A 25,857-nucleotide genomic window follows, 5' to 3' on the forward strand; every position below is an offset into this window, starting at 1 on the left:
GTTACGCGGTACGGACGCTGACCCCCCGAATCCTGAAAGGGACCGTACCTGAAATGAAGCCGACCACTCGAGGAACTCTTGCCGCTGTCCTGACCGGCGTCGCGGCAGCGGTGGGTGCCGCCGCCGCGGCCCCCGCCGTCGCGGCCGAGACGGTCCCCGTCCCCGTGCCGCTGGACGGTGTGGAGAGCGCCCTCAATCTGCAGACGCCCAGGATCACCGGGCAGCTGCCGGTACCCATGCCGGGCAGCCCCGAAGGCCCGCGGTACGTCGAGGGTCGGTTGCTCCCCGATCGGGCTCTGCCGCAGCTCCCGGTCACTGCCGGGCTGCCCGGGGCGGACGTGCGCACGCCTCTTCCGCATGTCCTCGGGGACGGCTTCGACCACCTCGGAGTCGGAGCGCCCGCCGCCGATCTCCGCACGCTGACCCCCGGGCTGTCCCTGGACACCCCGCTCACCGCGCCGAACCCGGACAACTTCGGCCTGCCGGAGCCGAAACTGCCTCAGGTCGCCGTGCTCACACCGCTGCTGCAGACGGTGCCCGGGGCGAACGTGGTCATGGGGGCTGGGGCGTAACGGCCATACGGGCGAGGTCCGGGCGCCCGGCCCGGGCCTGCCGCCCACACCTTCCCGCGACTGATCCCGACCGTCATCGACCGCACCTGTATCCGCATCAGCTGCATCCGTACTCGCACCCGATTGATCCGGCTGATCCGGCGAGGAGAGAACCATGTTCGTCAACAGAGTGCCGAGCAGCGTGTCGAGCGCGGTGTCGGTGAGGCCGGTGCAGCCGGTCGTCCCGGCGAGTGCGGGGGAACCGGGCCGCCCGGTGGCCTCCCGGCGCGGGACCCGGCGGGACGTCGTGCGCGGCCTGCTCGCGTCGGCCGTCGCCGTGGCGCTGACCCCGGTCGTCGCCGCCTCACGGCCCCCGCACCCCCCTCGGCCCGCTCGTTCCGAGGACTCGCCGTTCGACGAGATGTACCGAGGCCGCCACCTTCTCGGTGCGAAGACCGACGCGGGCCGCCGCGCCGCGGCCGGCGGCGGTGAGTGGCAGGTCACCGTGGACGGCCGGCCGCTGCACCTGATGCGCCGCGCGGACGGCACCTATCTGAGCATGGTGGACCACTACCGGTCGTATCCGACGGCGCTCGAGGCGGCCCGCGCGGCCGTCGACGAACTGGGCCCCTCGGAGCAACTGCGCGGCACGGACGCGGAGGAGAGTGCCGCGGAGGGAAGTGGTCACGCGCATGGTGTACACCCGTAAGAACGTCAGCACACTGACGCGAGCGGAGCGGCGCCGCTTCGTCGGCGCGATGCTGGAGGTCAAACGCAGGGGCGAGTACGACGAGTTCGTCCGCACACACATCGAGTACTACGTCTCCGACGGCGACGGCGGACTACGTACGGCACACATGGCGCCCTCCTTCCTGCCCTGGCACCGGCGGTTCCTGCTGGACCTGGAGCGGGCCCTGCGCCGCGTGGACTCCGCGGTGAGCGTGCCGTACTGGGACTGGACGCGGGACCGTACGACCTCATCCGCGCCGTGGACGCAGGATCTGCTCGGAGGGAACGGGCGGCGCTCCGACCGGCAGGTCATGACCGGGCCCTTCGCCTACGCGCACGGCAAGTGGCGGATCAGGGAAGCCGTGACCGACGGGGAGTTCCTCACACGCGAGTTCGGCCGCCCGCAGGCCCCGATCGAGCTGCCCACCAAGCGTGAGCTGGACTCCGCTCTGGCCGACCCCGTCTACGACACGGCGCCCTGGAACTCCACGTCCTCCAAGGGGTTCCGCAACCGGCTCGAAGGGTGGGGGTCGGGGTCCGGGACCGCGGCCTGGCGCAACCACAACCGCGTGCACCGCTGGGTCGGCGGGCACATGCTCGGCGGCGCCTCGGTCAACGACCCCGTCTTCTGGCTGCACCACGCCTTCGTGGACCTTCAGTGGTCCCGCTGGCAGAAGCGGCACCGCGGCGCGCGCTATCTGCCCGCGCGGCCACCGGGGCCGGACGACGAGCAGTACAGGCGGATCGTCGCGCGGCACGAGAAGATGCCGCCGTGGCGCGTGACACCGGACGAGCTTGAGGACCACAGCCGGATCTACCGGTACGCCTGAACCTCCACCGGTGCGCCTGAAGGGTTGTCGCACCGCGTGAAGCGAACGGCTGTCGGGTCGCATGAACGGTTGTCGGGTCGCGTGGGCGGCTCGGGTGGAACGGCGAGGCCCCCGGCAGTGGTCACTGCCGGGGGCCTCGCCGTACGTGCGTCGGGTCAGCCGCCGTAGCCGCCGTGGCCCTTGTCGTGGTCGCTGGCGTTCACGCAGGTGTTGCCGAACGCCGGGTTCAGCAGACCGATGACGCTGACGGTGTTCCCGCACACGTTGACCGGCACGTGGATCGGGAGCTGGACGACGTTGCCCGACAGAACGCCGGGCGAGCCGACGGCCTCGGCCTGAGCACCGGCGTCCGCCATGGCCAGACCGGCTCCGCTGAGCACCACGGCACCCGTGCCGAGAGCGACACCGGCTACCTTCGCGATGCGAGACATCACGTTCTCCTTTGACTTGGTGAGTGCGACCGCACGACCGCGACCGCACTCACCCTTCAACGCGTTCACCCACCGCTGGTCACGGCGTTTCATCGGGCGATCACTCTTGGGCCGCGCCGCGGGCGCAGGAAAATCGCTTCGGCTCGCGGTATGCCCTCGATTAGCGTGCCGGGCATGCCAACCGACCAACTGATCGGCCTGTTCGCCGAGGAGACCCGGGCCCGCGCCTTCGCCGCCGTGGCCCTCGGCGCGGACACCCCCGCGAAAGTCATGGAGAAGGCGGGGCTCTCCCCGAAGGACGCGACCGTGGCGCTGCGACGGCTCCAGGACCAGGGCGCGATCGCGGCGGGCGGCGACGGGGGACTGAGCGTCGCCTACGACCGCTTCAGGGAACTCGCCCGTGCCTCGCGGACTCCGGCCGCCGAGAACCACGGCTCCGGGGACGAGCACACCGAGGCGGTCCTGCGGACCTTCGTACGCGACGGGCGTCTGGTGCGGCTGCCGGCCCAGTGGCAGCGCAAGCTGGTCGTCCTGAGGCACATCGCCGAACGGACCTTCGAGCCGGGCGTCGAGTACCCGGAGCGGACCGTCAACGAGAAGCTGCGCGCCTGGTGCGAGGACGCGCCGGTCGACCATGTGACGCTGCGGCGGTATCTGGTGGACCTGCATCATCTGCGGCGGCAGTACGGGTTCTACTGGCGCCCTGCGGGAGTGTGAGGCGGCGGCGTTCGTCCGTACGCCGACTCGGTGTTGCTCAGCCTCAGCCGAGTCGGCGTACCGGTGAGCCGGCCAGGAACGCCTGGATGTCCTCGACCGCGCCGGAGTAGTACGCCTCGTAGTTGGCCCGCGACACATAGCCGAGGTGCGGGGTGGCCAGCAGGCGCGGGGCCGAGCGCATCGGATGGTCGGCGGGGAGCGGCTCGACGTCGAACACGTCGACGCCCGCTCCGGCGAACCGGCCTTCGTGCAGGGCGGTGAGCAGCGCGTCCTGGTCGACGATCGCCGCGCGCGAGGTGTTGACGAGGTAGGCCGTCGGCTTGAGCAGGGCCAGTTCGGCGGCGCCGATGAGGCCGCGGGTGCGGTCGCCGAGCGCGAGGTGGACGGAGACGAAGTCGCTGCTCGCGAGCAACTCCTCCTTGGAGGCGGCCAGTTCCACCCCGACCTCCTCGGCGCGCTCCTTGGTGAGGTGCCGGCTCCACGCGCTCACCCGCATGCCGAACGCGAGGCCCACCTGCGCCACCCGGCTGCCGATCTTCCCGAGACCGATCAGACCGAGCCGGCGGCCGTGCAGATCGGCTCCGACGGTGCTCTGCCAGGGACCGCCCGCGCGCAGCGCCTCGTTCTCCGTGACGAGGCCCCGAGCGAGGCCGAGCAGGAGCGCCCAGGTCAGCTCGACCGGGGGAGTGGAAGCGCTCGGGGTGCCGCACACGGTCACGGCCTGCGCCTCGGCGGCCGCGTAGTCGATCACCGTGTTGCGCATCCCGGAGGCGATCAGCAGCTTCAGGCGGGGCAGCCGGGCCAGCAGCGACGCCGGGAAGGGCACCCGCTCCCGCAGGGTGACGACGATGTCGAAGTCCGCCAGCGCGGCGGCCAGCGCGTCCTCGTCGGCGAAGTGCCGGGCGAAACCGACGACTTCCACGTCGTCCGCGACGGGCGACCAGTCGGCGACCTCGGTCGCGATGCCCTGATAGTCGTCCAGCACGGCACACCGAAGTCGCATGTCAGGTCCCTTCCAGGCTCGACCGGACCCTACCCGAGCGAAGGAAGGGCGGCGGGGCGGGGCCCAGGGAACCTGCTGCTCCGGAAGCCGCGACGGCCGCTCGCTCCCCATGGCAGTCTGGGCACCCATGAGTGCGACCTTGGCGGTACGGAGCCTGCGCGCGGCGGTGTTCGCCGTGCTGTGTGTGCTGCTGGCCGCCGGGGGACACGGGCTGGCGACGGGAGAGGCGCCGCCGTTGTGGGCGGACGGTGCCGGGGTCCTCGCCCTCTTCGCGGCCGGCTGCCTGCTGAGCGGTCGGGAGCGGTCGCTCCTCGGGATCGGCGGCGGGATGCTCGCCGCGCAGGCCGGACTGCACATCGGGTTCGCGGCGACCCGGCCCCGCATGGCGATGAACATGCACGGCGCGCACATGACGCACCCGCATGCGATGACGTCCCACGCCACCGCCGCCCACCTGACGGCCGCTCTCCTCGCGACCTGGTGGCTGCGGCGCGGTGAGGCGGCGCTGTGGTCCCTGCTGCGCAGGGCCGCGACGCTCGTCCCGGGGCTCGCGGCATGGTGGCGGGTGCGGACCGGACCGTCCCACGCCCAGCCGCGCTGGAACGCCGTATGCCGGAACGCGGCCGAGCCGCGGCCACTTCGACAGGTGCTGCTGCGGCACGCCGTCTCCCGCCGGGGACCGCCGACAGGGCTCGTGTACACGCCCTGACCCCATCCCCACCAGTACGGAGCTTCCCTGATGTCCCCGATACGCACCACCCTGCGCCGGGCCGGCCTCGTCGCCGGTCTTGCCGCGGCCGGAGTCCTGGCGGCCGCGGGCGCGGCCTTCGCCCATGTGACGGTTCACCCCGAGAGCTACGCCAAGGGCGCCACGGACGGCGTTCTGACCTTCCGTGTCCCCAACGAGGAGGACACCGCCAGCACCACGAAGGTGCAGGTCTTCCTGCCCACCGACCATCCGGTCCTGGGCGTTCTGGTCACTCCCGAGGAGGGCTGGACCCCGGAGGTGACGACGACCAAGCTGAAGACCCCCGTCAAGACGGACGACGGCACGATCACCGACGCCGTCTCCGAGATCACCTGGACCGGCGGCAGGATCCGCCACGGCGAGTACCAGGACTTCAACGTCGCCTTCGGTCAACTGCCCGACGACGTGGACCAGTTGACCTTCAAGACGCTGCAGACCTACTCGGACGGAAGCGTCGCCCGCTGGATCGAGGAGGCGGAACAGGGCGGGGACGAGCCGGAGAACCCGGCGCCGGTGCTGACGCTCACGGCCAAGACCGCGGCCGACTCCGAGGAGGCCGCGTCGTCGAGCTCGGACTCGGACTCGGGCTCGGCTCCTGCCGCCGAGAGTTCGGCCGCGAGCAGTGACTCGACTGCTCGTGGCCTGGGGATCGCCGGCCTGGTCGTGGGTGTCCTCGGCCTGGCCGCGGCCGGCTTCGCCCTCGCGCGAGCCCGCAGCGCCCGCTCGTAGTCCGTCCCGTTCCTGGTCCGTCCTAGTCCGTCCTGTTCCGCTCCCAGTCCGCGAGCGGTTGCCGCCCCGCCGGTCTCAACTCCCCTCGGCGGGGCGGACCGCCCATCGCTGCTCCACCTTGGCCAGTCGCCAGTACGCCACGGCCGCGGCCCAGACGGCCACGAACAGGCCCACGATGATGTACCCGACGTTGCCCAGGTCGAGCCCCGCGATCCAGCCGGTGACCGAGTCGGTCAGGTCGAGCTTCTCGTGCAGGACGCTCACCAGCTCGATCGTGCCGATGAAGAAGGCCACCGCGATGGACAGGCCGGTGATGGTGAGGTTGTAGAACACCTTGCGCACCGGGTTGGAGAAGGCCCACTGGTAGGCGAAGTTCATGAACGTGCCGTCCAGCGTGTCGAACAGGCTCATCCCCGCCGCGAACAGCAGCGGCAGGCACAGGATCGCGTACCAGGGCAGGCCGGCCGCCGCGCCGCTGCCCGCCATCACCATCAGCGTGACCTCGGTGGCCGTGTCGAAGCCGAGGCCGAAGAGGAAGCCCAGCGGGTACATCTGCCCAGGACGCGTGATGGACTTGGTGAAGCGGCCGAGGATCCGGTTCATGAACCCCCGGGAATCCAGGTGCTGTTCGAGCTCGGCCTCGTCGTACGTACCGGCCCGCATCGCCCTGAAGACCCGCAGGATGCCGACCAGCGCGACGAGGTTGAGGGCGGCGATCAGGTAGAGGAACGACCCGGAGACCGTGGTGCCCATCACCCCGAGCACCTGGTGCGTACTCGAGCCCTCGTTCATGATCCGCCCGGCCAGCTGGGTGCCTCCGGCGATCAGCGCGGCGAGCAGCACCACCACGCTTGAGTGCCCCAGCGCGAACCAGAAGCCCACCGACACCGGCCGCTTCCCGTCGGCCATCAGCTTTCGGGTGGTGTTGTCGATCGCGGCGATGTGGTCGGCGTCGAAGGCATGCCGCATGCCCAGGGTGTACGCCGTGATGCCCAGGCCGATGCCGAAGGCCTTGGAGCCGACCTCGTAGTGCTCCGGCACCACGAGCAGGAACAGGATGCCGAACGCGACGACATGCAGCGCCGCGATCACTGCCAGAAGTACGGCCGTGCGCACGGTGTCCTCGCGTCGCCAGCGGAATCCGGCGGCGGGTGGGGACGACTGCGTGGGCAGGGTCATGGGGTCACGCTCCAGCACCTCGTGGATCACTTCGTGAGATGCCGTGGCCGGTCTCCTGGCTGACGGGGGTCCGCACCGTCCCGCCTTCCCGGCCGCCGGGAGGCGACCAGTGGCCGAAGTGGGACGGGGCGCCTCAAGCCGTTTGCTCCGTACACGAGTACGCCGCGTACGGACCTGGTCCGAGGCCCGATCACAGTGGCGAGGGCCGCTCCGGCCTGGGCCCCTTCGAGGACGAAGAGGCCGTCACCGGTCTTCCCGAACACCACGGCCCACCAACCGTAGGCGTGGCCACTCTCCCCTGCAAAGCTGCACAGGTGCGCAGGTATTGAAGATCACATAGCGGTGCCTGCGAAGATGACCTCATGCACCTCGTCCCCGCCGAGCGCGCCGATCGCCGGACCATCGACGGCCACCGGGTCTGCGACGCAGTCGCCGCCATCGGTGAACCAGGGCACGTACGAGCCTGGGCCGACCGCTTCTCCCTCCTCGCGGACCCGCGTCGCCTCGCCCTGCTCCTGGCCCTGCACCGGGCCGGCCCCCTCGCAGTCTCCGACCTCGCCGTCGCGACCGGCATGAACGACCCCGCCGTGTCCCAGGCCCTGCGTCTGCTCCGTACCGCCGGGGTGGTCGAGGGCGACAAGGACGGGCGGGTCGTGCGCTACCGGGTGACCGACGGCCCGACCGCCGAACTCCTCGAGCACTGTTGAGTTGCCAAGGTGCTGTGTCGCTCAGTGCTGCTCCGGTGCCTTCTTCTTGTTGACGAAGACCAGTGCTGCGCCGCCGATCACGACGAGGGCGATCGCCACGCCCCCGATGATCGGGGTGGCGCTGGAACTGCCGGTCTCGGCGAGGTCGGTGCCGTCGCTGAAGGTCTTGACCGACGTGGCGGGGCTCGGCTCACCGGCCGTCTGGGTCGTGACGTCGCTCGTGCTGCCCTGCGTCTCGCAGTCGAGCATGCCGGTGAAACGCTTCTCGAAGCCGTTCGCGCCGATGGCCGTGAAGTCGTACGCCTGGTCCTCCTGGAGCGTCACCGTCACCACCCGGGACTCGCCTGCCGGGACGGTGTGCTCGATCCCCGCCAGCTCGAAGGTGAACGCCTCGTCGCCCTCGTTGGCAGCCGTGATGTCAACGCCGCCCCTGGCGCAGTTCTTCTCGGCTGACAGCGCGGGTATCGCGCCTTCCGTGGCCCAGGTGGCGGTCGCCGTCGCGGAGACCGTCGACTCGCTGGAGCCGGCGAGTATCTGGGTCTGGCTGCGGGTCTCCGAGGCGAAGGCCCGGCCGACGGGCACGGTCGTCGACGCCTGCACGGTCAGCGCGGCCGAACCGTCCGTGCTGTCCTCGGGCACGTCGAAGTAGAGCCGGCTGCCGTCGACCGCGGAGGTGATCACCTTGCCTTCCGCGTCCACGATCTCCACTCCGCTGGTGGCGGAGTCCGCGGGCGGAATCACCGTCACGCCGTCCGCGTTGGTGTGCACCGTGACCGGGCCGAGCTTCCCGCCGGCGTGGCCGGAGACCGCGGGCCGGTCGAGGGTCAGCGAGGCCGCGGGCTCCGCCAGGTTCTGCGCGCTCTTCTCCAGGTAGTCCGCGAGCTTCTCCGCCTGCGGGTCCACCGCGTCCACTTCGGCGCCGTCCGAGTACCGCCAGATGGCCACCTGGGTGCCGGCCGCCGCGTCCTGCTCGGTGAGACCGTCCGCTCCGGCCTTCTCGGCCAGCGCCACGAGGTTGTTCACCTGCGGATAGGAGTTCTGCAGGATCCAGCGGATCTTGCCCGCGTCCGCGTTGCCGTTCAGCGAGGTGCCGCTCCAGGAGGTCTCCTGGTACTTGGCGTCCTTCTGCGTCGGGTTGTGGAGGTCGATGCAGTAGGTCTGCAGGGTGCCGCCGTTGTCGACGGACATCTCGAACAGGCCCGCGGACACCTGCTGGTCCTCGCCGTTGGCGTCGTGTATCACGGCGGTTCCGTAGGTCTTCAGGCCGCCTATGGTGGCGGTCGCGCCACCCTGGTTCCGCGGCGTCTCGTCGGCGACGGCCGTACCGGCGGCGGCCATCGCCCCCGCGGCGACGAGCCCCGACACCAACGCCGCGGCGGCGAGGCGGGCGGCGCCTCGCCTGCGCGCGGACAACGCAGAGAACGAAGAAAGCACAGAATTCCCTTCGAGCAGGACCCGTTGACTTCGAGCAGGACCCGTTGACATGGGGGGACGGTCCCGGCAGCAGAATCAGAAGCCCCGTGATCCATGAGCTATGTCCGGCATCCTAAGGACGCGGCGCACCACGCTCCCCAGTCATGTCATCCGATAACCGATCCGACTCGGAATCGTTATCGCTCAACACGCCTGTGAGCTGCGCTTATCGACAAATCCACGAAAGCTGTTCGGAATGTACTTGTCGATAAGCCGCAGTTCGGTCAGGTCGTTTCCGGCTCTGACATCACGTCACTCCGGCCGGCTCGGGCTGAGTCTGTGGCTCCGTTTCCCAACTGGGCTCCGGCTGGGGGCTCGGAGTCGATCCGGTGTCCCCCTTGGAGGCACGTCGGAACGCCGACGTGCCTCGTGAGAGGTCGTGGCCGATCGCCACCGCGTCGATGTCCGCCGACGTCCAGCTCTGGCCGTCGCGCTGTTCGGTGCGCACCTTCAACCTGCCCTGCACCATGACGGGATCGCCCACCGACACCGATGCCCCCACATTCGTGGCGAGCGCCCGATTGGCCCACACCGTGAAGAAGTTGGTGTGTCCGTCCGTCCACGCGCTCTTCTCGCGGTCCCAGTACCGCGCCGTCACCGCCAGCCGGAACCTCGCCGACGCCCCGTTGGCCAGCTCCCGGTACACCGGTGGCGTCGCCACGTTGCCCACCGCGCACACCATCGTCTCGTTCATCCCGAACACCTCTCCCGTATCTCCCGCACGAATGCGTCTGCGGCGCCTCCCGCGCCTCTCGCGGCGACCGCATGCGCTGCGATCGCCGCGAGTTCAGACTGCCTTCGCCGGGCCGGGCCCGCTGAGCGCTGTGTGCCACCGGCCGGTTGTGGACAGCCGCGTCACCCGACGGGGTGGTGCCGGTTCAGCGTTTCAGCGGGTGCCGCTTCCGCGGGTGTCGGTTCAGCGGGTCTCGGTTCAGCGGCTCTCGGTTCAGCCGACGGAGGCGGACGCCGCCCCCGTGACCCGTACGTACTGCTCCCGGACCTCCCGGTATCGCAGCAGTTCCGCCGCCACCGGATCGAGCACGCGGGCCCTTCCGCACCCGGCGGCGGCCTCCCGCAGCCGCCGTTCCGCTTCGAGCCCGTAGCGTCTGGCGGGCCCGCGCGCCGCCATCCTGCTGCTCCACTCCACGGCCGGACCGCCGATGATGCCCGCCACCATCAGCAGCACCGGCACCCCGAGATTCGGTGACGTGACGCCGATGATCTGTCCCAGCAGCCAGAGCCCGCCGATGACCTGGAGGATCGTCATCGAAGCCTGGGCGAACACGGCGACCGGCCACCAGCCCGGCCGCGGTGGCCGGCCCACCGGTGCCGTGGCGCGCGCCGCCATCTCGTCCAGGGCCTCGGGCAGCCCCTGCGCCCCGCGTGCGGCCGCCTCGCGCACCGCCTGCGCCCAGGGTGCGGGGAGCCCGTACGCCGCCCGGTCCGCCACCGTACGTACGGCCTGCTCGACGCGCTGGCGTGCCGTGGCCTCCTCGTCCGCGGGGGCCCGGACGGGCAGCCGTCCGGTCGGTGGTTCGCGCCGGTCCTCGTACCAGCGCCACAGCCGCAGCCAGGGCGTGCCGCACGCGCGGTTGGCGTTGCGGCGCCACGCGCGTTCGGCCGCGTCGCCTGCCGCGACCGCGCCCACCGCATCCGCGAGCCGGGCCGCGAACTCGTCGCGCGCCTCCTCGCTGAGGCCGGTCCGCCGCCCGGTCGCGTACACGGGCCGCAGGCGCGCCGCGGCGGCGTCCACGTCGGCGGAGATCCGGCGGGCGGCGGCGCCCCGCTCGGCCACGAACTGGCCGAGGGACTCGCGCAGTTCGCCGACGCCGTCCCCGGTGAGCGCCGACAGCGCGAGCACGGTCGCGCCCGGTTCGCCGTACTCGCCGAGCGCGATCCCGTCCTCGTCGAGGAGCCGCCGCAGGTCGTCGAGGACCTGGTCGGCGGCCTCACCGGGCAGCCGGTCCACCTGGTTGAGGACTACGAACATGACCTCCGCGTGACCCGCCATGGGCCGCAGATAGCGCTCATGGATGATCGCGTCCGCGTACTTCTCCGGATCCACGACCCAGATGACCGCGTCGACGAGCGCCAGGATGCGGTCCACGTGTTCGCGGTGCTGGACCGCCGCGGAGTCGTGGTCGGGCAGGTCGACCAGGACGAGGCCGCGCAGTTGTGCCTCCGCCTCCGCGCTCTGCAACGGGCGTCTGCGCAGCCGTCCGGGGATGCCGAGCCGGTCGATGAGCGTCGCCGCGCCGTCGCTCCAACTGCACGCGATGGGTGCCGCGGTGGTGGGCCTGCGTACGCCGGTCTCCGAAATGGCCACACCGGCGAGCGCGTTGAAGAGCTGCGACTTGCCGCTCCCGGTGGCCCCGGCGATGGCGACGACGGTGTGCTGCCCGGAGAGCCTGCGCCGCGCCGCCGCCTCGTCGAGGACCCGGCCCGCCTCGGCGAGCGTCCTGCTGTCGAGCCGCGTGCGGGACAGTCCCACCAGCTCGCGCAGCGCGTCGAGGCGTGAGCGCAGGGCTCCGTCGTACGCGAGAGGGGCGGGCGGGTCCTGAACGGCAGGCTTGGTCTCCACCGGTGCCGCCTGCGCGGTGGCCGTCTCGGACACGCGCCGCGCGATGAGCCCGTCGTCCCAGGCGGGGCCGCCCTCCGCGCGCGCGGACGGGTCGTCGTCCTTCACGCGTGCGTGCTCCGCTTCCTGAGGCTCCACGCGCGCGTGGACGTCCCCCGAGGGGGTGTTCTTGGGAAGCCCCTCTTCGGCGGGGGGCTCGCCGTCGCCGGTGCTCTTCTCGGCCTTGGCATGGTCCTTGTCCTGGTCGCCCTCGTTCTTGTCCTCGCCCTTGCTCTCGTCCTCGGAACTTGCGTCCCCGGAGAGGTCGTTCTCGGATGTGCCCTCTTCGGGGGAGGTGTTTTCGAGGTGGTCCTCCCCGGGCTGGTCTGGGCGATCGGCGTGATCCGTGTGGTCAGTGACGGCAGTCACCGCGGTCACCTCTCCTTCTGCAGTACGGACAGCGCGGCGATGAGTTCGGCCTGGGGTTCTGGATGTACGTCGAGTGCGTCGAGCGGGGCGAGACGGCGTTCGCGTTCGGTCTGCAGGGCCTTGTCGAGGTAATCGGCGAGCAGGCGTCCGCCGCGGTCGCGCAGCCGCAGGGCACTGTGCGCCCCGATCCGCTCCGCGAGCCCCTCGCCCGCGGATCGCGCCCTGCGGCCGCCGAGCAGCGCGGTGGCGACCAGCGCGGCGACCACCTCCGCGTCCTGCGCGACACTCCTGTCGAGGTCGCGCACCTCCTCCTCGGAGTACTCCTCGAGGACGCGCCGCCAGCGTCGTACGGCCATCCCGATCCTGTGCTCGGCGCTCTCCAGCGTGGGATCACGGTCGGTCAGCCCGGGAGCGCCCGCGGCCGGTTCGCGCCGCCAGGCCTCGTCCACGCGCTCGTCGGCGGCTGTCACGGAGCACAGCAGCAGCGCGCTCAGGCTCTCGACCAGCGCGTCGAGCAGTTCGCCCGCGGTGCAGTCGAGCGGATAGGCGCGCCACCGCTTGAGCGCGTCCCCGGAGAGCACGGCCCCGGCCTGCAGACGCCCCCTCACGCGCGCGTGCTCGCTGTCGTACGCCCCGTCGACGGCCGCGGTGAGCCGCAGCGCGGCGGCGTACTGCGCGGCGGCCGCGCTGGCCAGTTCGGGCATCCGCGCCTTCAGCGAGTCGAGGACTCCGTAGGCGGTACGGGCCATCGCGTCGTGCCGGGCTCCCGGGTCCTCCACCTGGTGTGTGAGCCACGTACGCAGCGGGGCGACGGCGGTGGCGGGCAACAGGCCGCCTCCCCATGCCGATTCGGGCAGCTCGGGCACGGTGAACCGGGGCACCTCGCCGAGTCCGGCCTTGGCGAGCAGCGCGCCGTACTGCCGCGAGACCTCGGACACCACCTGGTGGGGCACCCGGTCGAGCACGGTGACCAGGGTCGCCTTGTGCTCCTTTGCCGTACGCAGCAGATGCCACGGCACGGCGTCGGCGTACCTGGCGGCAGTGGTGACCATGACCCAGATGTCGGCCGAGCAGATCAGTTCGGCGGCGAGTACGCGATTGTCGGCGACCAGCGAGTCGATGTCGGGGGCGTCGAGGAGAGCGAGACCGCGGGGGAGGGTGTCCGCGGTCTCGATCCGCAGCACCCGTTCCCCGCGTTCGGTGAGTGCGGGCAGGTCGTCGCCGGGCTCCTGATGGGGCACCCACACGCGCGTGAGGTCGGGCAGTACCCGCATCCCGCTGAACCAGTGATGGTCCTCCGGGTGGCACACCAGCACCGGCGTGCGGGTCGTCGGCCGCAGCACGCCCGCCTCGCTGACCCGGCGCCCCACAAGGGAGTTGACCAGCGTCGACTTCCCGGCGCCGGTCGAACCTCCGATGACGGCGAGGAGGGGTGCTTCGGGTTCTCTCAACCGGGGCACCAAATAGTCGTCGAGCTGTGCGAGTAGTTCGTCGCGGTTGGCACGCGCGCGTGGAGCCCCCGCCAGGGGCAGCGGGAAGCGTGCGGCGGCGACACGGTCGCGCAGGGCGGAGAGTGCGTCGAGCAGCTGAGGCCGTACGTCCAAGGTCACCACATGCGAAGAATGCCCAATTTTGGAGTCTTTCTGAAGCATATGGGTATGTCTGCGCGCCGACAGGACACACGGGACGGAAGGGATGACCGGGGGCGCAGGCATAACGAGTGCACAACACCCGATGCGTGAGACGCCAAAAGCGGTGCACGATTCGTACCCGCCTGCGATTATCAGGACCGCTTCACTGAACCTCCACATCGAGCCACGGAGGCGAAGCGAGCGGGTCAGGGATTCGGGAGCCCTATCCTTGTCCCCGGCAAGGTCAGGGATCAGCCCACACCCGGGCACCAGGACAAAGGCCGCCACACCCGGCCCCCGTAGCTCAGTGGATAGAGCAGGCGCCTTCTAAGCGCTTGGCCGCAGGTTCGAGTCCTGCCGGGGGCGCAAGTCTCCGCCCTCCCTCCGGGAGGGCTTTTTGGTGGTTGGGGTGGGGCCTCCGCGCAGGCGGCGTGTGAGGTCGGCGGCGGCTTCCGGCCACTGGGGGTGGTCGAAGGCGAAGCCGGCTTCGAGTAGGCGGCCGGGGGTGACGCGGCGGCTCTTCAGCAGGAGCTCGGTGTCCGAGCGCAGGGCGAACGCGCCCAGTTCCGCCATCCACTTGGTTGCGGGCAGGCCCACGGGGACACCCCAGGCGGCGCGCAGTGCGCGCATGAACGGGCGCTGCGGGAGCGGGGCGGGGGCGGAGAGGTTCACCGGGCCGGCGAGGTCGTCCCGGGCGGCCAGGAATTCGACGGCGCGGACGAAGTCGCGGTCGTGGATCCAGGAGACGTACTGGGCGCCGCCTGCGACCGGGCCGCCGAGGCCGAGTCGCGCCAGCCGGAGCAGGATGTCGAAGACGCCGCCGCGGTCGGGGCTCATGACCATGGCTGAGCGCAGGGCGACCTTGCGGGTGTGCGGGGTTTCGGCTTGTTCTTGCGTACGTTCCCAGGCTTTGGCGATCTCGACGCTGTAGGCCCAGTAGTCCGGGACGCCGGGTTCGGTGCCGCCGATCACGCCGGTCGCCTCGTCGTTGGGTGCGTCGAAGCGGTGGGCGTAGATGGTGGCGGTGCTCATCTGCAGCCAGAGCGGGGGAGGTTGCTCGGCGGCCGCGATGGCCTCACCGACGACCTGGGTGGAGTGCACGCGCGAGTCCATCATCGCGTGCAGGTTGGCCGGGGCGTAGCGGCAGCTGACGCTGCGTCCGGCGAGGTTGATGACGATGTCGCTGCCGTCGATCTCCTTGGCCCAGGGGCCCAGGGTCTTGCCGTCCCAGCGGATTTCGCGGTCGCGCGCCGGCCGTCTGGTCAGGACCACGACCTCATGGCCCGCGGCGGTCAGGGCGCGGTTCAGGATCGTTCCTACCTGCCCGGTCCCTCCGGGTATGACTACCTTCATCGGGCTCCCCCTCGTTGCGCGACGGCGTGCGGGGCGAGCATATCCCAGATAATTGAACATGTTCAAAAATGGGATGAGCCCGAGAGTCGCGGAAGGCCCGGCCGGCACACCCCGGCCGGGCCTTCCGCGTAAAGCAGGGTCAGACCTTGGCCGGTGTCCGCCTCTCCTCGGCGGGCCCGCCCTCGGAGATGCCCAGCCGCTCGTGCACCGCGCGCAGCGGCTTCGGCGCGTACCAGGCCGTGCGGCCAAGGAGTCGCATGGCCGCCGGGACCAGGACCCCGCGTACGGCCACCGCGTCGATCAGGATCGCCAGTCCGCTGCCCAGCCCGAACATCTGGATGAAGCTGACATTGGCCGTGCCGAAGGCGAAGAAGCTCACCGCGAGCAGGCCGGCTGCCATGGTCACGATGCGGCCGGTGTGGGAGAGCCCGCTGGTGACGGCGGTCTCCGTGTCGGCGCCCGCGTCGTGCAGCTCCTTGATCCGGCTGGTCACGAACACCTCGTAGTCCATGGACAGTCCGAAGGCGATGCAGAACATGAGCACGGTCATCGAGGTGTCCATCGGCTGCGGAGTGAAGCCGAGCAGCGAGGACAGATGGCCGTCCTGGAAGATCCACACCATGACGCCGATCGCCGCGGTGAGGCTGATGCCGTTGAGGACAAGTGCCCGCAGGGGCTGGACCACGCTGCCGGTGAAGAGGAAGAGGATCACGAACGTGGTGCCCGCCACGAGGCCGATGGCGAACGGGAGCCGGTCGGCGATCGAGGCCTTGGCGTCGATGAGTCGCGCGTCGTTGCCGCCGACCAGTGCCTCGGTCCCGGCGGGCGGGTCGATGGCCCGAATGTCCGTGACCAGGTTCTGCGCCTCGTCCGAGTGGGGAGTGAGGTCGCTGATCACGGCGATCCGCTGAGCGTCGGGCCGGCCGAGCGCTGCGGCGGCCGGGCCGGGCGGGGTGGACCGGCCGTCGCTGAAGGTGCCGGCGGAGGTCTCCACGCGGGCCGCGCCGTCGAGCCGCGACAGGTCGGTCGCGTACGCGCTCAGCGCGGCCGGGGCCACCGGCCCGGTCGTGACGATCTGCACCGCCGACTCGTCGCTGCCGGTGAAGTCGTTCTGCACCGCGGTGGCGACCTGCCGGCTCTGCGCACTCTCCGGCAGCACCCGCTCGTCCGGCGTGCCGAAGACGACGCCGAGCAGCGGACTCGCCGCGAGCAGCAGGATCGCGAGGACCGGCAGTGCGGTCAGGGCGGGCCTGCGCATGACCGTGCGGGCCAGCCGGCCCCAGAGCGGTGCCTCGGCGCTGCGCACGGTCTTCGCCCAGGGCAGCCGGCCGTTGTTGACCCGGTGGCCGAGTACGGCGAGCAGTGCCGGTACGACCAGCAGGGCGCTGACGGCTGCGATGACCACGACGCCGATGCCGGCGTAGGCGAACGAGCGCAGGAAGTACTGCGGGAAGACCAGCAGGGCGGAGAGCGCGATGGCGACGGTCGCCGCGGCGAAGGTGATGGTCCGCCCGGCCGTCCTCACCGTGTGCCGGAGCGCTTCGGGGACCTCGGCGCCCTCCGCGAGGTGCTCGCGGAACCGGCTGATCATGAGCAGCGCGTAGTCGATGCCGAGGCCGAGGCCCAGGGCGGTGGTGAGGTTGATGGAGAACACCGACACGTCGGTGAGGCTGCCCAGGACGTAAAGCTCGGCGAAGGTGCCGACGATCGCGATCAGCCCGATGACCAGCGGAATCAGCGCCGCGACGACGCTTCCGAAGGCGATCACGAGCAGGATGAGGATCAGTGGCACGGCGATCGCCTCGGCCACCGCGAGGTCCTTGGCGACCTGGCTCGGTATCTCGTTGCCGACCGCGGCCGCTCCGCCCGCCTGCACGGTCAGCCCGTCACGTTCGCCGGTGTACTCGTCGATGATCGCCGAGGCGTTGTCGGCCTGCTCGGTCTCGTCGCCCTTGATGTGGGCCAGTACCAGCGCCTCGTTCCCGTCCCGGGAGGTCAGCGAGGAGGCGCCGGTGTCCCAGTACGAGATCACGTTCGCCACGGTCGGCTCGCCCTTGAGGTCCGAGGTGAGGGCGGAGCCGGCACGCTCGGCGGCGCCGGAGCCGATGTCGCCGTCGTCGGCCCGGACCAGCAGGACCAGGTTGCTCTCACCTCCGAACTTCTCGTCGATGAGCTGCTGAGCGCGCGTCGAGGGCGCGCTCGGATCCTCGAAGCCGCCGCCCAGGAGCTTGCCGAACGCCCCGAAGCCGATGACCGCCATGGCGACGACAGCCACCGCGGTGAGTATCAGTACGAGCCGCCCCCTGCGGAGGGCAAGCTCCGAAATCCGGTCGTACATGGTCTTCACCTCTTGATGTTTACGCTATTAACATTGACGATGGCACATGATGTTAACGGCGTCAACTTTAAGATGTCGGCCACTTCGACTTCGGGCAGGATGGGGTCATGGGATCGATCACGGACGGCAAGTCCCGCTACCACCACGGCGACCTGCGCAACGCGCTGATCGAGGCCGCCCTCGAACTCGCGGCCGAAGGCGGCCCCGAACGCGTCGTGCTGCGTGAGGCGGCCCGCAGCGTCGGAGTGTCGCCCACCGCTGCGTACCGCCACTTCAGCGGCCAGGTGGACCTCCTGGAGGCCGTGAAGACCCGCGGCCAGCTGGCGCTCGCCGATTCGATGGTCGAGGCCGTACGTGCACTGCCCGCACTCGACGATCCGGGCGAGGAGGCCGTGCGCAGGACCGAGGCGATCGGGCGCGGGTATGTACGGTTCGCGATCGAGCACCCCGGGCTCTACCGCACCGCCTTCTGCCGCACGACACCGGAGGACGGTGACTTCGCCGGCCTCGAAATCCCCGAGGAGAGACCGGAGTTCGCGGCGTTCGTGCTGCTCTCGGAGACGCTCGACGTGCTTGCGGCGACGGGCCGGATGCGGCCGGAGAACCGGCCCGCGGCCGAGGTCGCCGCGTGGTCGACCGTCCACGGCCTGTCGCTGCTCATCCTCGACGGCCCGCTCGCCCACCTGCCCGCCGACCAGCGCGACGCGGTGATCGAGCGCACGCTCACGGCCATCGTCGCGGGGCTTACGCGTTAGGCGGCGGGGGCTGGCTCACGCGTTGAGCAGCGGGGCTCGCGCGCTTGGGCAGCGCGGCCCACGCGTCAGCCGGTCGGACCGGTCGAGGTTCCTGTGCCCGCCCGGCCCGGACCGGCTCACGTCACGTCACGCGACATCACCTCACGTCAACGGATGCGACGTCCTGCCCGACTCCTCGTCGATCTCGTCGTGCGCCTTGGTCAGCAGCTTCATCGCCAGTTCGTTGAGCGCCCTGCCACCCGCGACCTCCTCGCCGACCCTCGGCTGGTTCGAGTCGGAGGGGTGGCGGCTCGCGTACCCGTGGGCGCGCACCTCGCTCCCGTCCGGGAGCCGTACGAGTGCGGCGGCGCGCGTGCGGTGAGCGTCTTCCTCGAATTCCAGCTCCACGTGCCATCCGACAGCGGTCTGCGTCATCACGATCACCTCCGGGTCCCTGCCCGTCGACGGTCCCCTGTCTACGAGTGTCCTCCCACACCCGGGGGAACGGCCAGGTCACGGAGGGCCGACCAAACGGGTTTCCCCCGAGGGCTGGCAGTCAGGCAAGATGGGGTGTATCTGCCCACTGCCGATTTCAAGCGTCCGGACGGTTTCTCTTGGCTGAGTTCATTTACACCATGCGCAAGACGCGCAAGGCGCACGGCGACAAGGTGATTCTTGATGACGTCACCCTGAGCTTCCTGCCCGGAGCGAAGATCGGTGTGGTGGGGCCGAACGGCGCCGGTAAGTCCACCGTTCTCAAGATCATGGCGGGCCTTGAGCAGCCGTCCAACGGTGACGCGTTCCTGTCGCCCGGTTTCAGCGTCGGCATCCTCATGCAGGAGCCGCAGCTGGACGAGTCCAAGACGGTCCTGCAGAACGTCCAGGACGGCGCCGCCGAGCTCATGGGCAAGCTCAGCCGCTTCAACGAGGTCGCCGAGCTGATGGCGACCGACTACTCGGACGCGCTCCTCGACGAGATGGGCAAGCTCCAGGAAGACCTGGACCACGCCAACGCCTGGGACCTCGACGCGCAGCTGGAGCAGGCCATGGACGCGCTGGGCTGCCCGCCCGGCGACTGGCCGGTCACCAACCTCTCCGGTGGTGAGAAGCGCCGCGTAGCGCTCTGCAAGCTGCTGATCGAGGCTCCCGACCTGCTCCTCCTCGACGAGCCCACCAACCACCTCGACGCCGAGTCGGTGAACTGGCTGGAGCAGCACCTCTCGAAGTACGCGGGCGCCGTCGTCGCCGTCACTCACGACCGGTACTTCCTGAACAACGTCGCCGAGTGGATCCTCGAGCTGGACCGCGGCCGCGCGATTCCGTACGAGGGCAACTACTCCACGTACCTCGAGAAGAAGTCCACGCGCCTCAAGGTCGAGGGCCGCAAGGACGAGAAGCGTCAGAAGCGGCTCAAGGAAGAGCTGGAGTGGGTCCGGTCCAACGCCAAGGGCCGTCAGACCAAGTCCAAGGCGCGCCTCGCCCGTTACGAGGAGATGGCAGCCGAGGCCGACAAGATGCGGAAGCTGGACTTCGAGGAGATCCAGATCCCGCCGGGCCCGCGTCTGGGCTCCATCGTCGTCGAGGTCAACAACCTCTCGAAGGCCTTCGGCGACAAGGTCCTCATCGATGACTTGAGCTTCACGCTGCCGCGCAACGGCATCGTCGGGGTCATCGGTCCCAACGGCGCCGGCAAGACCACGCTGTTCAAGATGATCCAGGGTCTGGAGACCCCGGACTCCGGTGCGATCAAGGTCGGCGAGACCGTCAAGATCAGTTACGTCGACCAGAGCCGCGCCAACATCGACCCCAAGAAGACGCTGTGGGCCGTCGTCTCCGACGAGCTCGACTACATCAACGTCGGCCAGGTCGAGATGCCCTCGCGCGCCTATGTGTCCGCCTTCGGCTTCAAGGGCCCGGACCAGCAGAAGCCCGCCGGTGTCCTCTCCGGCGGTGAGCGCAACCGCCTGAACCTGGCGCTGACCCTCAAGGAGGGCGGCAACCTGCTGCTCCTCGACGAGCCCACCAACGACCTCGACGTGGAGACCCTGTCCTCGCTCGAGAACGCGCTGCTCGAGTTCCCCGGTGCGGCCGTGGTCATCTCCCACGACCGCTGGTTCCTGGACCGGGTCGCGACGCACATCCTCGCGTACGAGGGCGAGTCGAAGTGGTACTGGTTCGAGGGCAACTTCGAGTCGTACGAGAAGAACAAGGTCGAGCGACTCGGTGCGGACGCGGTGCGCCCGCACCGTGCCACCTACAAGAAGCTGACCCGGGGCTGATCTTGCGGCACATCTACCACTGCCCACTGCGCTGGGCGGACATGGACGCGTACGGCCACATCAACAACGTGGTCTTCCTCCGCTATCTCGAGGAAGCACGCATCGACTTCCTGTTCCGCCCGGAGAAGGATTTCAAGCAGGGGTCTGTGGTGGCGCGCCACGAGATCGACTACAAGCGGCAGTTGGTCCACCGGCACACGCCGGTGGACATCGAGCTGTGGATCACGGAGATCCGGGCGGCGTCGTTCACGATCACCTACGAGGTCAAGGACCCCGACCAGGTGTACGTGCGGGCCGCGACGGTGATTGTGCCGTTCGACTTCGAGGCCCAGCGGCCGCGCCGACTCACCGCCGAGGAGCGGGAGTTCCTCGCGGAGTACCGAGACGACAAGGACGAGGCCGTCGCCGCATGACGGCCCTGTTGCACCTCGCCGACGAGGGGGAGGCGGCGGACCTCGCCGCCTTCCTCTCCAGGCTGATCCACTACGACCGCGCCGCCGCCGTACGCCTCCAGGCGTCCGGCACCACGCTCGCGGTCTTCGGGCGCCCGCCGTCCTTCGAGGTCCTCGCGATCCGTACGGCGCGCCTTGCCAAGCCGTACGAGGACGGGCTCGACGTCCTGCTCGACGTGACCGTCTCGGCCGGTGAACTCCTGGAGTCCGTCGACGAGTCGGCGTCCACCGTGGCCGTCCCGGGGGCCGTCACCGGGCCGCCGTGGGCCGGAGTGCTGCCGCCCCGCCGCGGCTGGCGGCAGGAACCTGGGCTGCCCGCACCGGACGCCGTACGGGCGATGGTCGCCGCCGCGGTGGCCGAATTCCGGTCCCGTACACAGGAGTTGGCGGTCGATCGGCGTACGCGCGCCGAACTCGACCGGATCGGGCGGGAGATCTGGTCCCGGCCGGTCGGCGACACCGACCTGCCGGTACGGGCCGCGCACGCGGCGCAGTCCCTGGGATTCCTGCGGCCCGCACGCCAAGTGTCGCCTGACGAAAGCCCGTTGGGGCTGTACTCGTCGGGTGCATGGCTGCGGCTGCGCACCCCGTACGGGTCGATCGCCGTACGCCGGGCGGGACTCGGCGCCCTGGACATCAGCGTCCGCTGACTCGCAGCGCCCCGGGTCAGCCCGCCGTGTTCACCATCGAAGCCGCCGCGTACGTCAGGTAGTTCCACAGCGTGTGCTCGTGCTCCTCGGAGAGGCCGAGCTCGTCCACGGCGACGCGCATGTGCTTGAGCCAGGCGTCGTGCGCGGCCTGGTCGACGGCGAAGGGGGCGTGGCGCATCCGCAGCCGGGGGTGGCCGCGGTTCTCGCTGTACGTCGTCGGGCCGCCCCAGTACTGGATGAGGAACAGCGTGAAGCGCTCCTCGGCCGGACCCAGGTCCTCCTCGGGATACATGGCCCGCAGCACCGGATCCCCGGCGACTCCCTCGTAGAAACGGTGCACGAGGCGGCGGAAGGTCTCCTCCCCGCCGACCTGCTCGTAGAAGGTCTGCTCCTGAAGCGTTCCGCGCCGGATCTCTGTCACATCACCCATGGTCTCAGACGGGATGACCGAGGACTCAAGGCTTAGGACCACACCCCATCCGCGCGAGGCCCGGCGCTCGCCTCCCGGCCCCTCCCGCAGCACAGTGGAGGTATGAGCGCGCACGCTCTCGACCAGGAGCCCGACGACCTCGCCATGGCGGCGCGGGCGGCGCTGGTACGTGAGATCGACAGAAGTGGGGCCTGGGACGCCGATCCGGTCTGGCGGGAGGCGTTCGAGGCGGTGCCGCGCCATCTCTTCGTGCCGTACTACTACGTCGGGGCCGTGGGCGGCTTCGAGCGGGTATGGGGCGAGGACCCCGACCCCAGGGCCCGGGAGCGCTGGCTGCGCGGCGCGTACGCGGACGCCCCGCTGGCCACCCGGGTGCGGGACGGCGAGCTGCTCTCGTCCAGCAGCCAGCCCTCGCTGATGGCGAAGATGCTGACGGAGCTGGAGGTGGAGGACGGGGACGCCGTGCTGGAGATCGGGGCCGGGACCGGGTACAACGCGGCTCTGCTCGCCCACCGGCTCGGCGACGCGTTCGTGACCACCGTCGACCTCGACCCGGAGATCACCGAGTCCGCGCGCCGCCATCTGGCCATCGCCGGCTACCGGCCGACCGTCGTCACCGGGGACGGCGCCCGCGGAGTCCCGGAGCGCGCCCCCTTCGACCGGATCATCGCCACCTGCACGCTGACCTCGGTGCCGCGCGCCTGGCTGCCCCAGTGCAGCCCCGGCGCCCGTATCCTCGCGCCGCTGGCCACCGGCCTGATCACCCTGCGGGTACGGGACGGCGAGTACGCCGAAGGGCGCTTCCTGCACACGCCCGCCTACTTCGTGCCGTTGCGCGGCGACACCCGGCCCGAGCCGGAGGAGCCGCACCTGGGCGGGCTGCCGCCCCGGGCCAGGAGCCACGAGCTGTTCCGGTTCCTGCTGACCCTGACCGCGGGCAGCCTGGACCCGTACGAGGCGTACGCGCTGTGGGAGCGCGAGGAGCAGCCGGTGCGCGAGCGGTACGGGATCACGGTCGACGGCGAGCGGGTTTGGGCGTGGCTGGACGACCCCGAGGGGCCGTACACCTGGCCGCTGCCGTGACGCCTCGGTGGTCCGTCCGGCCAGGTACTAGCCGCGCCTGATCGTGATCGTCGTCCAGGCGCCCACGTGCACCCGGTCCCCGTCCTGGAGCGGTACGGGCACGAAGGGCTGGATGGGCTCCTCGCCGCCGTTCACCGTGGTCCCGTTGGTGGAGTTCTGGTCGACGACCGCCCAGCTGCCGTCCGGCTGCTGGACCAGGACCGCGTGCTGGTGGGAGACGCCCGGGTCCTCCGGGGGCACCGACAGGTCGATGTCGGGGGACTCGCCGGTGGAGTGCCGGCGGCGGCCGATCGTCATCTGGTTGCCGGTGAGCGGGCGCTGCTGCTCCGGTGAGTACGCGGGCAGGTTCAGGCCCGCGGCCTCGGGGCCCGAGCGCTGCATCATCGCCATGAAGTACTCGCGGTCGGGACCGATCGTCGCGGTCCAGTTGAGCGACTGCTGGTAGGACGGGCCGGGCGGGGCCTGGGTCGTGCCGGGCTGCGGGTAGCCGTAGCCGCCGCCCTGGGCCGGGCCGGGACCGTTCGGGCGGCCGGGACCGGCCTGCGTACCCGGTCCGCCGGGGCTGCCTGCCGACGGCGGGGAGATCACCCAGTCGTCGTCACCGCCGCCGAAGGACGGGCCGCCCTGCGCCGGCGGGGCGCCCTGGGGGTACCCGGGGGAGGCAGGCTGCTGTGTGAAGGCCTGCGGGGCGCCGGGCGTGGGCCCGGGGGGCGGCGGGACCGGGCGGGAGGGGTCGCCGCCGAAGGGCGAGGGGCCGCCGCCGTACGGTCCGGGCGGACCCGGCGGAATCGGTTCGGCGGGACGGTTCATCTGCGAGGGCCGCGAGCTCTGGTACTCGAACGGGTCCTGACCGTGCCCGGCTCCGGTGGGCGGCCCCTGCTGGAACCGCTGCGCCGGATTCGGGCCACCAGGGCCACCAGGGCCACCGGGGCCACCAGGTCCGCCGGGACCCCCAGGAGCCCCGGGCATGGGGGCCTGCGGACGCGGCGCGGCGGGCGTGTACGAGGTCGCCGTATTGGTCAGGAAGTTCCACCGGCACTGCTCGCAGAACGGCGCCGCGCCCTCACGGGGCGTACGGCACTGCGGGCAGAGCTCCGGCGCGGGGTGGTCGGGCACGGCGGAGAGATGCGGGCGCCCTCCGGGGCCGCCAGGGCCTCCGGCGCCGGGCGGCGGAGGCGAGCCGGGATAGCCGTACCCGGCGGCGGGCGGCGGTGGCGGAGGGGGCGGGGGCACGGCACCGGCCATGCGGTGACCGCAGACCTCGCACCAGTCGTCGGAACCCGACTGGTGTCCGTTCGGGCAGGTCGGCATGTCGGCGCTTCCCCCTCTCCTTTTCCGGCCGGTATGGCCGGGTTTCTCCAGCTCCTGGGGGAGCCGGGGTCGCTTACTTCTTTACACGAACAGTCTTTGTGGACCGTGTCTCAAGGGTCATTTCGTCTGCTTCCTCGACCCTTGCCTTCAATCGCACAGTACCTGCAGCGGCATCGACAACGTCGACCACCTTCGCAAGCAGTTTCGCAGTATCGGCGTTGCCCGAGGCGCTGGCGAGCTGAACGGCCCGGCCCAGCTTGGCCGTTGCTCCGTCGACATCTCCCACTTTGCGTGCATCCAGGCCCTGTTGGATGACTTGTGCCAGTTCCGCCTGACCTGTGTAGTGCGCGACCTGCGGATTGATCGACGTGGAAGCCGCCATGTCGTCGGTCCACACCGCCCGTACGAGGCCCTGCGCGCCGAGGTTCTGCACGCTTCCGTCGCTCTGCGGGATCACCAGCGAGACCCGGGCGGCCAGCATCTCCTGGCCGATGCCGGCCGAGGGGACCTCCACGCACACGTGGTAGTCGCGGGACTCGTCGCCCCAGGATCCGGTCGGATAGTCCCCGGCGCGCGGGCCGGCCTCGGTGCGGCGGCCGGTCAACTCCTCGACCGTGGGGGCGACCTGCTTGACGAACTTGATCTCCGTGCCGACGGGCGTCCAGAGCCGCAGGGCGACGTCCGCGACCTCCTTGCCCATGGCCGTCTCCATCATGTGCGTGAAGTCGGCGGCGAGGGCGGCCGGGTCGGCGACGATGTCGGCGGTGCCGAGCAGCGCCGAGGCGATCCCGGTGACCTCCTTGACCTCCCAGTCCGTGCCGACACCGCGCGCGTCACAGGTGAAGCGCCCGGCGCAGGAGTCCAGGGCGGCCTTCAGGTCCTCCGGTGACTCGTGTTCGTTGCGGCCGTCGGTGAGCAGGATGCCGTGCCGGATCGAGACGTCCGCCGAGGACAGCAGGCGGTCGGCGAGGCGCAGCCAGGTGCCGATCGCCGTGCCGCCGCCCGCGCTCAGCTTGCGCAGCGCCTGCTTGGCCTGGTCGCGGGTCGCCGTGTCGGCGACCGCGAGCCGGCCGCCGCCCGGGTAGACCTCCTTGGCGACATGGGTGCCGCCGATCACCGCGAAGTGCACCCCGTCGCGTACGGAGTCGATCGCGGCGGCCGTCGCGTCGCGGGCGCCCCGCATCTTGGTCGGCGGGTAGTCCATCGAGCCCGAACAGTCGACCATGATCGCCACGGCCGCGTCCGGGGCCTGCCCGGCGGTGTACAGGTGGGGCGCGGCGACCGCGCTTCCGATGGTGCCGCCGCCCGTCGCGCTCACCGTGACGATCGCGTTGACCTCGCGGGCGCCGTCGGGAAGGTACTCGTTCTGGTAGACGTCGACCGAGAACTGCGGCACGTTCGACTTCGAGAAATTGGCCATGCCTTCTTTGTCCCCCTCAAGGCCCCCGTGGTGCGTACCACGGGGGCCGATGACTGTGTTCGGACCGGTCCCCTCCGGTCCGAGGCCGTTCCC

General features: G+C 70.8%; 26 protein-coding genes, 1 tRNA gene and 1 riboswitch. Of the genes, 14 read left to right on the forward strand and 13 right to left on the reverse strand.

Annotated elements, in window-relative coordinates; all coding sequences use genetic code 11:
* Positions 1-53 precede the first annotated feature (53 nt).
* The 3 genes from OG246_RS16055 (at position 54) to OG246_RS16065 (ending at position 2,110) form a co-directional block, all read left to right on the forward strand.
* Complete coding sequence (locus tag OG246_RS16055; RefSeq protein ID WP_266462012.1) at positions 54-572, forward strand: hypothetical protein; 519 nt, start codon at positions 54-56, stop codon at positions 570-572.
* 154 nt (positions 573-726) lie between these two features.
* Positions 727-1,260: a tyrosinase family oxidase copper chaperone gene (locus OG246_RS16060; protein WP_266462014.1), complete on the forward strand. Its 534-nt coding sequence runs from the start codon at positions 727-729 to the stop codon at positions 1,258-1,260.
* Positions 1,244-2,110 (forward strand): tyrosinase family protein, encoded by an 867-nt coding sequence (locus OG246_RS16065; protein WP_266462016.1) that lies wholly within the window; start codon positions 1,244-1,246, stop codon positions 2,108-2,110. The genes OG246_RS16060 and OG246_RS16065 overlap by 17 nt, the downstream gene beginning before the upstream one ends.
* A 155-nt stretch (positions 2,111-2,265) precedes the next feature.
* Here the strand turns inward: OG246_RS16065 and OG246_RS16070 are convergent, their stop codons facing one another.
* Complete coding sequence (locus OG246_RS16070; protein ID WP_266462018.1) at positions 2,266-2,541, reverse strand: chaplin; 276 nt, start codon at positions 2,539-2,541, stop codon at positions 2,266-2,268.
* A gap of 174 nt (positions 2,542-2,715) precedes the next feature.
* Here OG246_RS16070 and OG246_RS16075 point away from each other — a divergent pair, with 174 nt between their 5' ends.
* Positions 2,716-3,258 carry a DUF2087 domain-containing protein gene (locus OG246_RS16075; RefSeq protein ID WP_266462021.1) on the forward strand — a complete coding sequence of 181 codons (543 nt, stop codon included), beginning with the start codon at positions 2,716-2,718 and terminating at the stop codon, positions 3,256-3,258.
* Positions 3,259-3,301: 43 nt separating this feature from the next.
* Here the strand turns inward: OG246_RS16075 and OG246_RS16080 are convergent, their stop codons facing one another.
* Positions 3,302-4,261, reverse strand: a complete 960-nt coding sequence (locus tag OG246_RS16080; RefSeq protein ID WP_266462025.1) for a D-2-hydroxyacid dehydrogenase family protein — start codon at positions 4,259-4,261, stop codon at positions 3,302-3,304.
* Positions 4,262-4,388: 127 nt separating this feature from the next.
* Between OG246_RS16080 and OG246_RS16085 the strand changes: the two genes are divergently transcribed.
* Together OG246_RS16085 and OG246_RS16090 are read left to right on the forward strand one after the other, a co-directional pair.
* Entirely contained in the window at positions 4,389-4,970 is a 582-nt protein-coding gene (locus tag OG246_RS16085; RefSeq protein ID WP_266462029.1) for a hypothetical protein, read from the forward strand.
* Positions 4,971-5,000: 30 nt separating this feature from the next.
* Positions 5,001-5,738, forward strand: coding sequence for a YcnI family protein (locus OG246_RS16090; protein WP_266462031.1), 738 nt, complete (start codon positions 5,001-5,003; stop codon positions 5,736-5,738).
* 75 nt (positions 5,739-5,813) lie between these two features.
* Here the strand turns inward: OG246_RS16090 and OG246_RS16095 are convergent, their stop codons facing one another.
* A complete protein-coding gene (locus OG246_RS16095; RefSeq protein ID WP_266462033.1) occupies positions 5,814-6,917 on the reverse strand; it encodes a HoxN/HupN/NixA family nickel/cobalt transporter in 1,104 nt (367 codons plus the stop codon).
* A 27-nt stretch (positions 6,918-6,944) separates the two neighbouring features.
* A riboswitch (cobalamin riboswitch) is annotated at positions 6,945-7,225 on the reverse strand.
* A gap of 54 nt (positions 7,226-7,279) precedes the next feature.
* Here OG246_RS16095 and OG246_RS16100 point away from each other — a divergent pair.
* Positions 7,280-7,624, forward strand: coding sequence for a helix-turn-helix domain-containing protein (locus OG246_RS16100; RefSeq protein ID WP_266462035.1), 345 nt, complete (start codon positions 7,280-7,282; stop codon positions 7,622-7,624).
* A 21-nt stretch (positions 7,625-7,645) separates the two neighbouring features.
* On the opposite strand, the gene OG246_RS16105 is transcribed toward OG246_RS16100, so the two are convergent.
* Together OG246_RS16105 and OG246_RS16110 are read right to left on the reverse strand one after the other, a co-directional pair.
* Positions 7,646-9,058 carry a Cys-Gln thioester bond-forming surface protein gene (locus OG246_RS16105; protein ID WP_266462036.1) on the reverse strand — a complete coding sequence of 471 codons (1,413 nt, stop codon included), beginning with the start codon at positions 9,056-9,058 and terminating at the stop codon, positions 7,646-7,648.
* Between the two features lie 286 nt (positions 9,059-9,344).
* On the reverse strand, positions 9,345-9,791 hold the full coding sequence (locus OG246_RS16110; protein ID WP_266462038.1) for a single-stranded DNA-binding protein: 447 nt from the start codon (positions 9,789-9,791) through the stop codon (positions 9,345-9,347).
* Between the two features lie 176 nt (positions 9,792-9,967).
* Here OG246_RS16110 and OG246_RS42890 point away from each other — a divergent pair, with 176 nt between their 5' ends.
* Complete coding sequence (locus OG246_RS42890; RefSeq protein ID WP_353962475.1) at positions 9,968-10,075, forward strand: pentapeptide repeat-containing protein; 108 nt, start codon at positions 9,968-9,970, stop codon at positions 10,073-10,075.
* Here OG246_RS42890 and OG246_RS16115 read toward each other — a convergent pair.
* On the reverse strand, positions 10,044-12,083 hold the full coding sequence (locus tag OG246_RS16115) for a YfjP family GTPase (RefSeq protein WP_266462040.1): 2,040 nt from the start codon (positions 12,081-12,083) through the stop codon (positions 10,044-10,046). The genes OG246_RS42890 and OG246_RS16115 overlap by 32 nt on opposite strands.
* Positions 12,084-12,088: 5 nt before the next feature.
* Positions 12,089-13,696, reverse strand: a complete 1,608-nt coding sequence (locus tag OG246_RS16120) for a dynamin family protein (protein WP_266462043.1) — start codon at positions 13,694-13,696, stop codon at positions 12,089-12,091.
* 311 nt (positions 13,697-14,007) lie between these two features.
* On the opposite strand from OG246_RS16120, the gene OG246_RS16125 reads away from it, so the two are divergent.
* Positions 14,008-14,080, forward strand: a tRNA-Arg gene (locus tag OG246_RS16125).
* On the opposite strand, the gene OG246_RS16130 is transcribed toward OG246_RS16125, so the two are convergent.
* Positions 14,042-15,067: a TIGR01777 family oxidoreductase gene (locus OG246_RS16130; protein ID WP_266464245.1), complete on the reverse strand. Its 1,026-nt coding sequence runs from the start codon at positions 15,065-15,067 to the stop codon at positions 14,042-14,044. The genes OG246_RS16125 and OG246_RS16130 overlap by 39 nt on opposite strands.
* Before the next feature lie 139 nt (positions 15,068-15,206).
* Positions 15,207-17,405, reverse strand: a complete 2,199-nt coding sequence (locus OG246_RS16135) for an efflux RND transporter permease subunit (RefSeq protein WP_266462047.1) — start codon at positions 17,403-17,405, stop codon at positions 15,207-15,209.
* A 107-nt stretch (positions 17,406-17,512) separates the two neighbouring features.
* Here OG246_RS16135 and OG246_RS16140 point away from each other — a divergent pair, with 107 nt between their 5' ends.
* Complete coding sequence (locus tag OG246_RS16140) at positions 17,513-18,160, forward strand: TetR/AcrR family transcriptional regulator (RefSeq protein ID WP_266462049.1); 648 nt, start codon at positions 17,513-17,515, stop codon at positions 18,158-18,160.
* 141 nt (positions 18,161-18,301) lie between these two features.
* Here OG246_RS16140 and OG246_RS16145 read toward each other — a convergent pair whose 3' ends face one another.
* Complete coding sequence (locus tag OG246_RS16145) at positions 18,302-18,574, reverse strand: DUF1876 domain-containing protein (RefSeq protein ID WP_266462051.1); 273 nt, start codon at positions 18,572-18,574, stop codon at positions 18,302-18,304.
* Between the two features lie 179 nt (positions 18,575-18,753).
* On the opposite strand from OG246_RS16145, the gene ettA reads away from it, so the two are divergent.
* Genes ettA through OG246_RS16160 form a run of 3 tightly spaced genes read left to right on the forward strand, consistent with a single transcriptional unit; the run spans position 18,754 to position 21,520 of the window.
* A complete protein-coding gene (gene ettA / locus OG246_RS16150; RefSeq protein ID WP_266462053.1) occupies positions 18,754-20,418 on the forward strand; it encodes an energy-dependent translational throttle protein EttA in 1,665 nt (554 codons plus the stop codon).
* Positions 20,419-20,420: 2 nt separating this feature from the next.
* Complete coding sequence (locus OG246_RS16155) at positions 20,421-20,831, forward strand: thioesterase family protein (RefSeq protein ID WP_266462056.1); 411 nt, start codon at positions 20,421-20,423, stop codon at positions 20,829-20,831.
* The gene (locus OG246_RS16160; protein ID WP_266462059.1) at positions 20,828-21,520 is read left to right on the forward strand and encodes a hypothetical protein; all 693 of its coding nucleotides are present in this window, start codon (positions 20,828-20,830) and stop codon (positions 21,518-21,520) included. Before OG246_RS16155 ends, OG246_RS16160 begins: the two co-directional genes overlap by 4 nt.
* Before the next feature lie 16 nt (positions 21,521-21,536).
* On the opposite strand, the gene OG246_RS16165 is transcribed toward OG246_RS16160, so the two are convergent.
* On the reverse strand, positions 21,537-21,950 hold the full coding sequence (locus OG246_RS16165) for a globin (protein WP_266462063.1): 414 nt from the start codon (positions 21,948-21,950) through the stop codon (positions 21,537-21,539).
* A 102-nt stretch (positions 21,951-22,052) separates the two neighbouring features.
* On the opposite strand from OG246_RS16165, the gene OG246_RS16170 reads away from it, so the two are divergent.
* The gene (locus OG246_RS16170) at positions 22,053-23,033 is read left to right on the forward strand and encodes a methyltransferase domain-containing protein (RefSeq protein ID WP_266462066.1); all 981 of its coding nucleotides are present in this window, start codon (positions 22,053-22,055) and stop codon (positions 23,031-23,033) included.
* A gap of 27 nt (positions 23,034-23,060) precedes the next feature.
* Here OG246_RS16170 and OG246_RS16175 read toward each other — a convergent pair whose 3' ends face one another.
* Positions 23,061-24,344, reverse strand: coding sequence for an FHA domain-containing protein (locus tag OG246_RS16175; RefSeq protein WP_266462068.1), 1,284 nt, complete (start codon positions 24,342-24,344; stop codon positions 23,061-23,063).
* Positions 24,345-24,417: 73 nt separating this feature from the next.
* Entirely contained in the window at positions 24,418-25,764 is a 1,347-nt protein-coding gene (locus tag OG246_RS16180) for a VWA domain-containing protein (protein WP_266462071.1), read from the reverse strand.
* Between the last annotated feature and the right edge of the window lie 93 nt (positions 25,765-25,857).

It is taken from the genome of Streptomyces sp. NBC_00620 (assembly GCF_026341825.1).
In the GTDB taxonomy this organism is placed as follows: domain Bacteria; phylum Actinomycetota; class Actinomycetes; order Streptomycetales; family Streptomycetaceae; genus Streptomyces.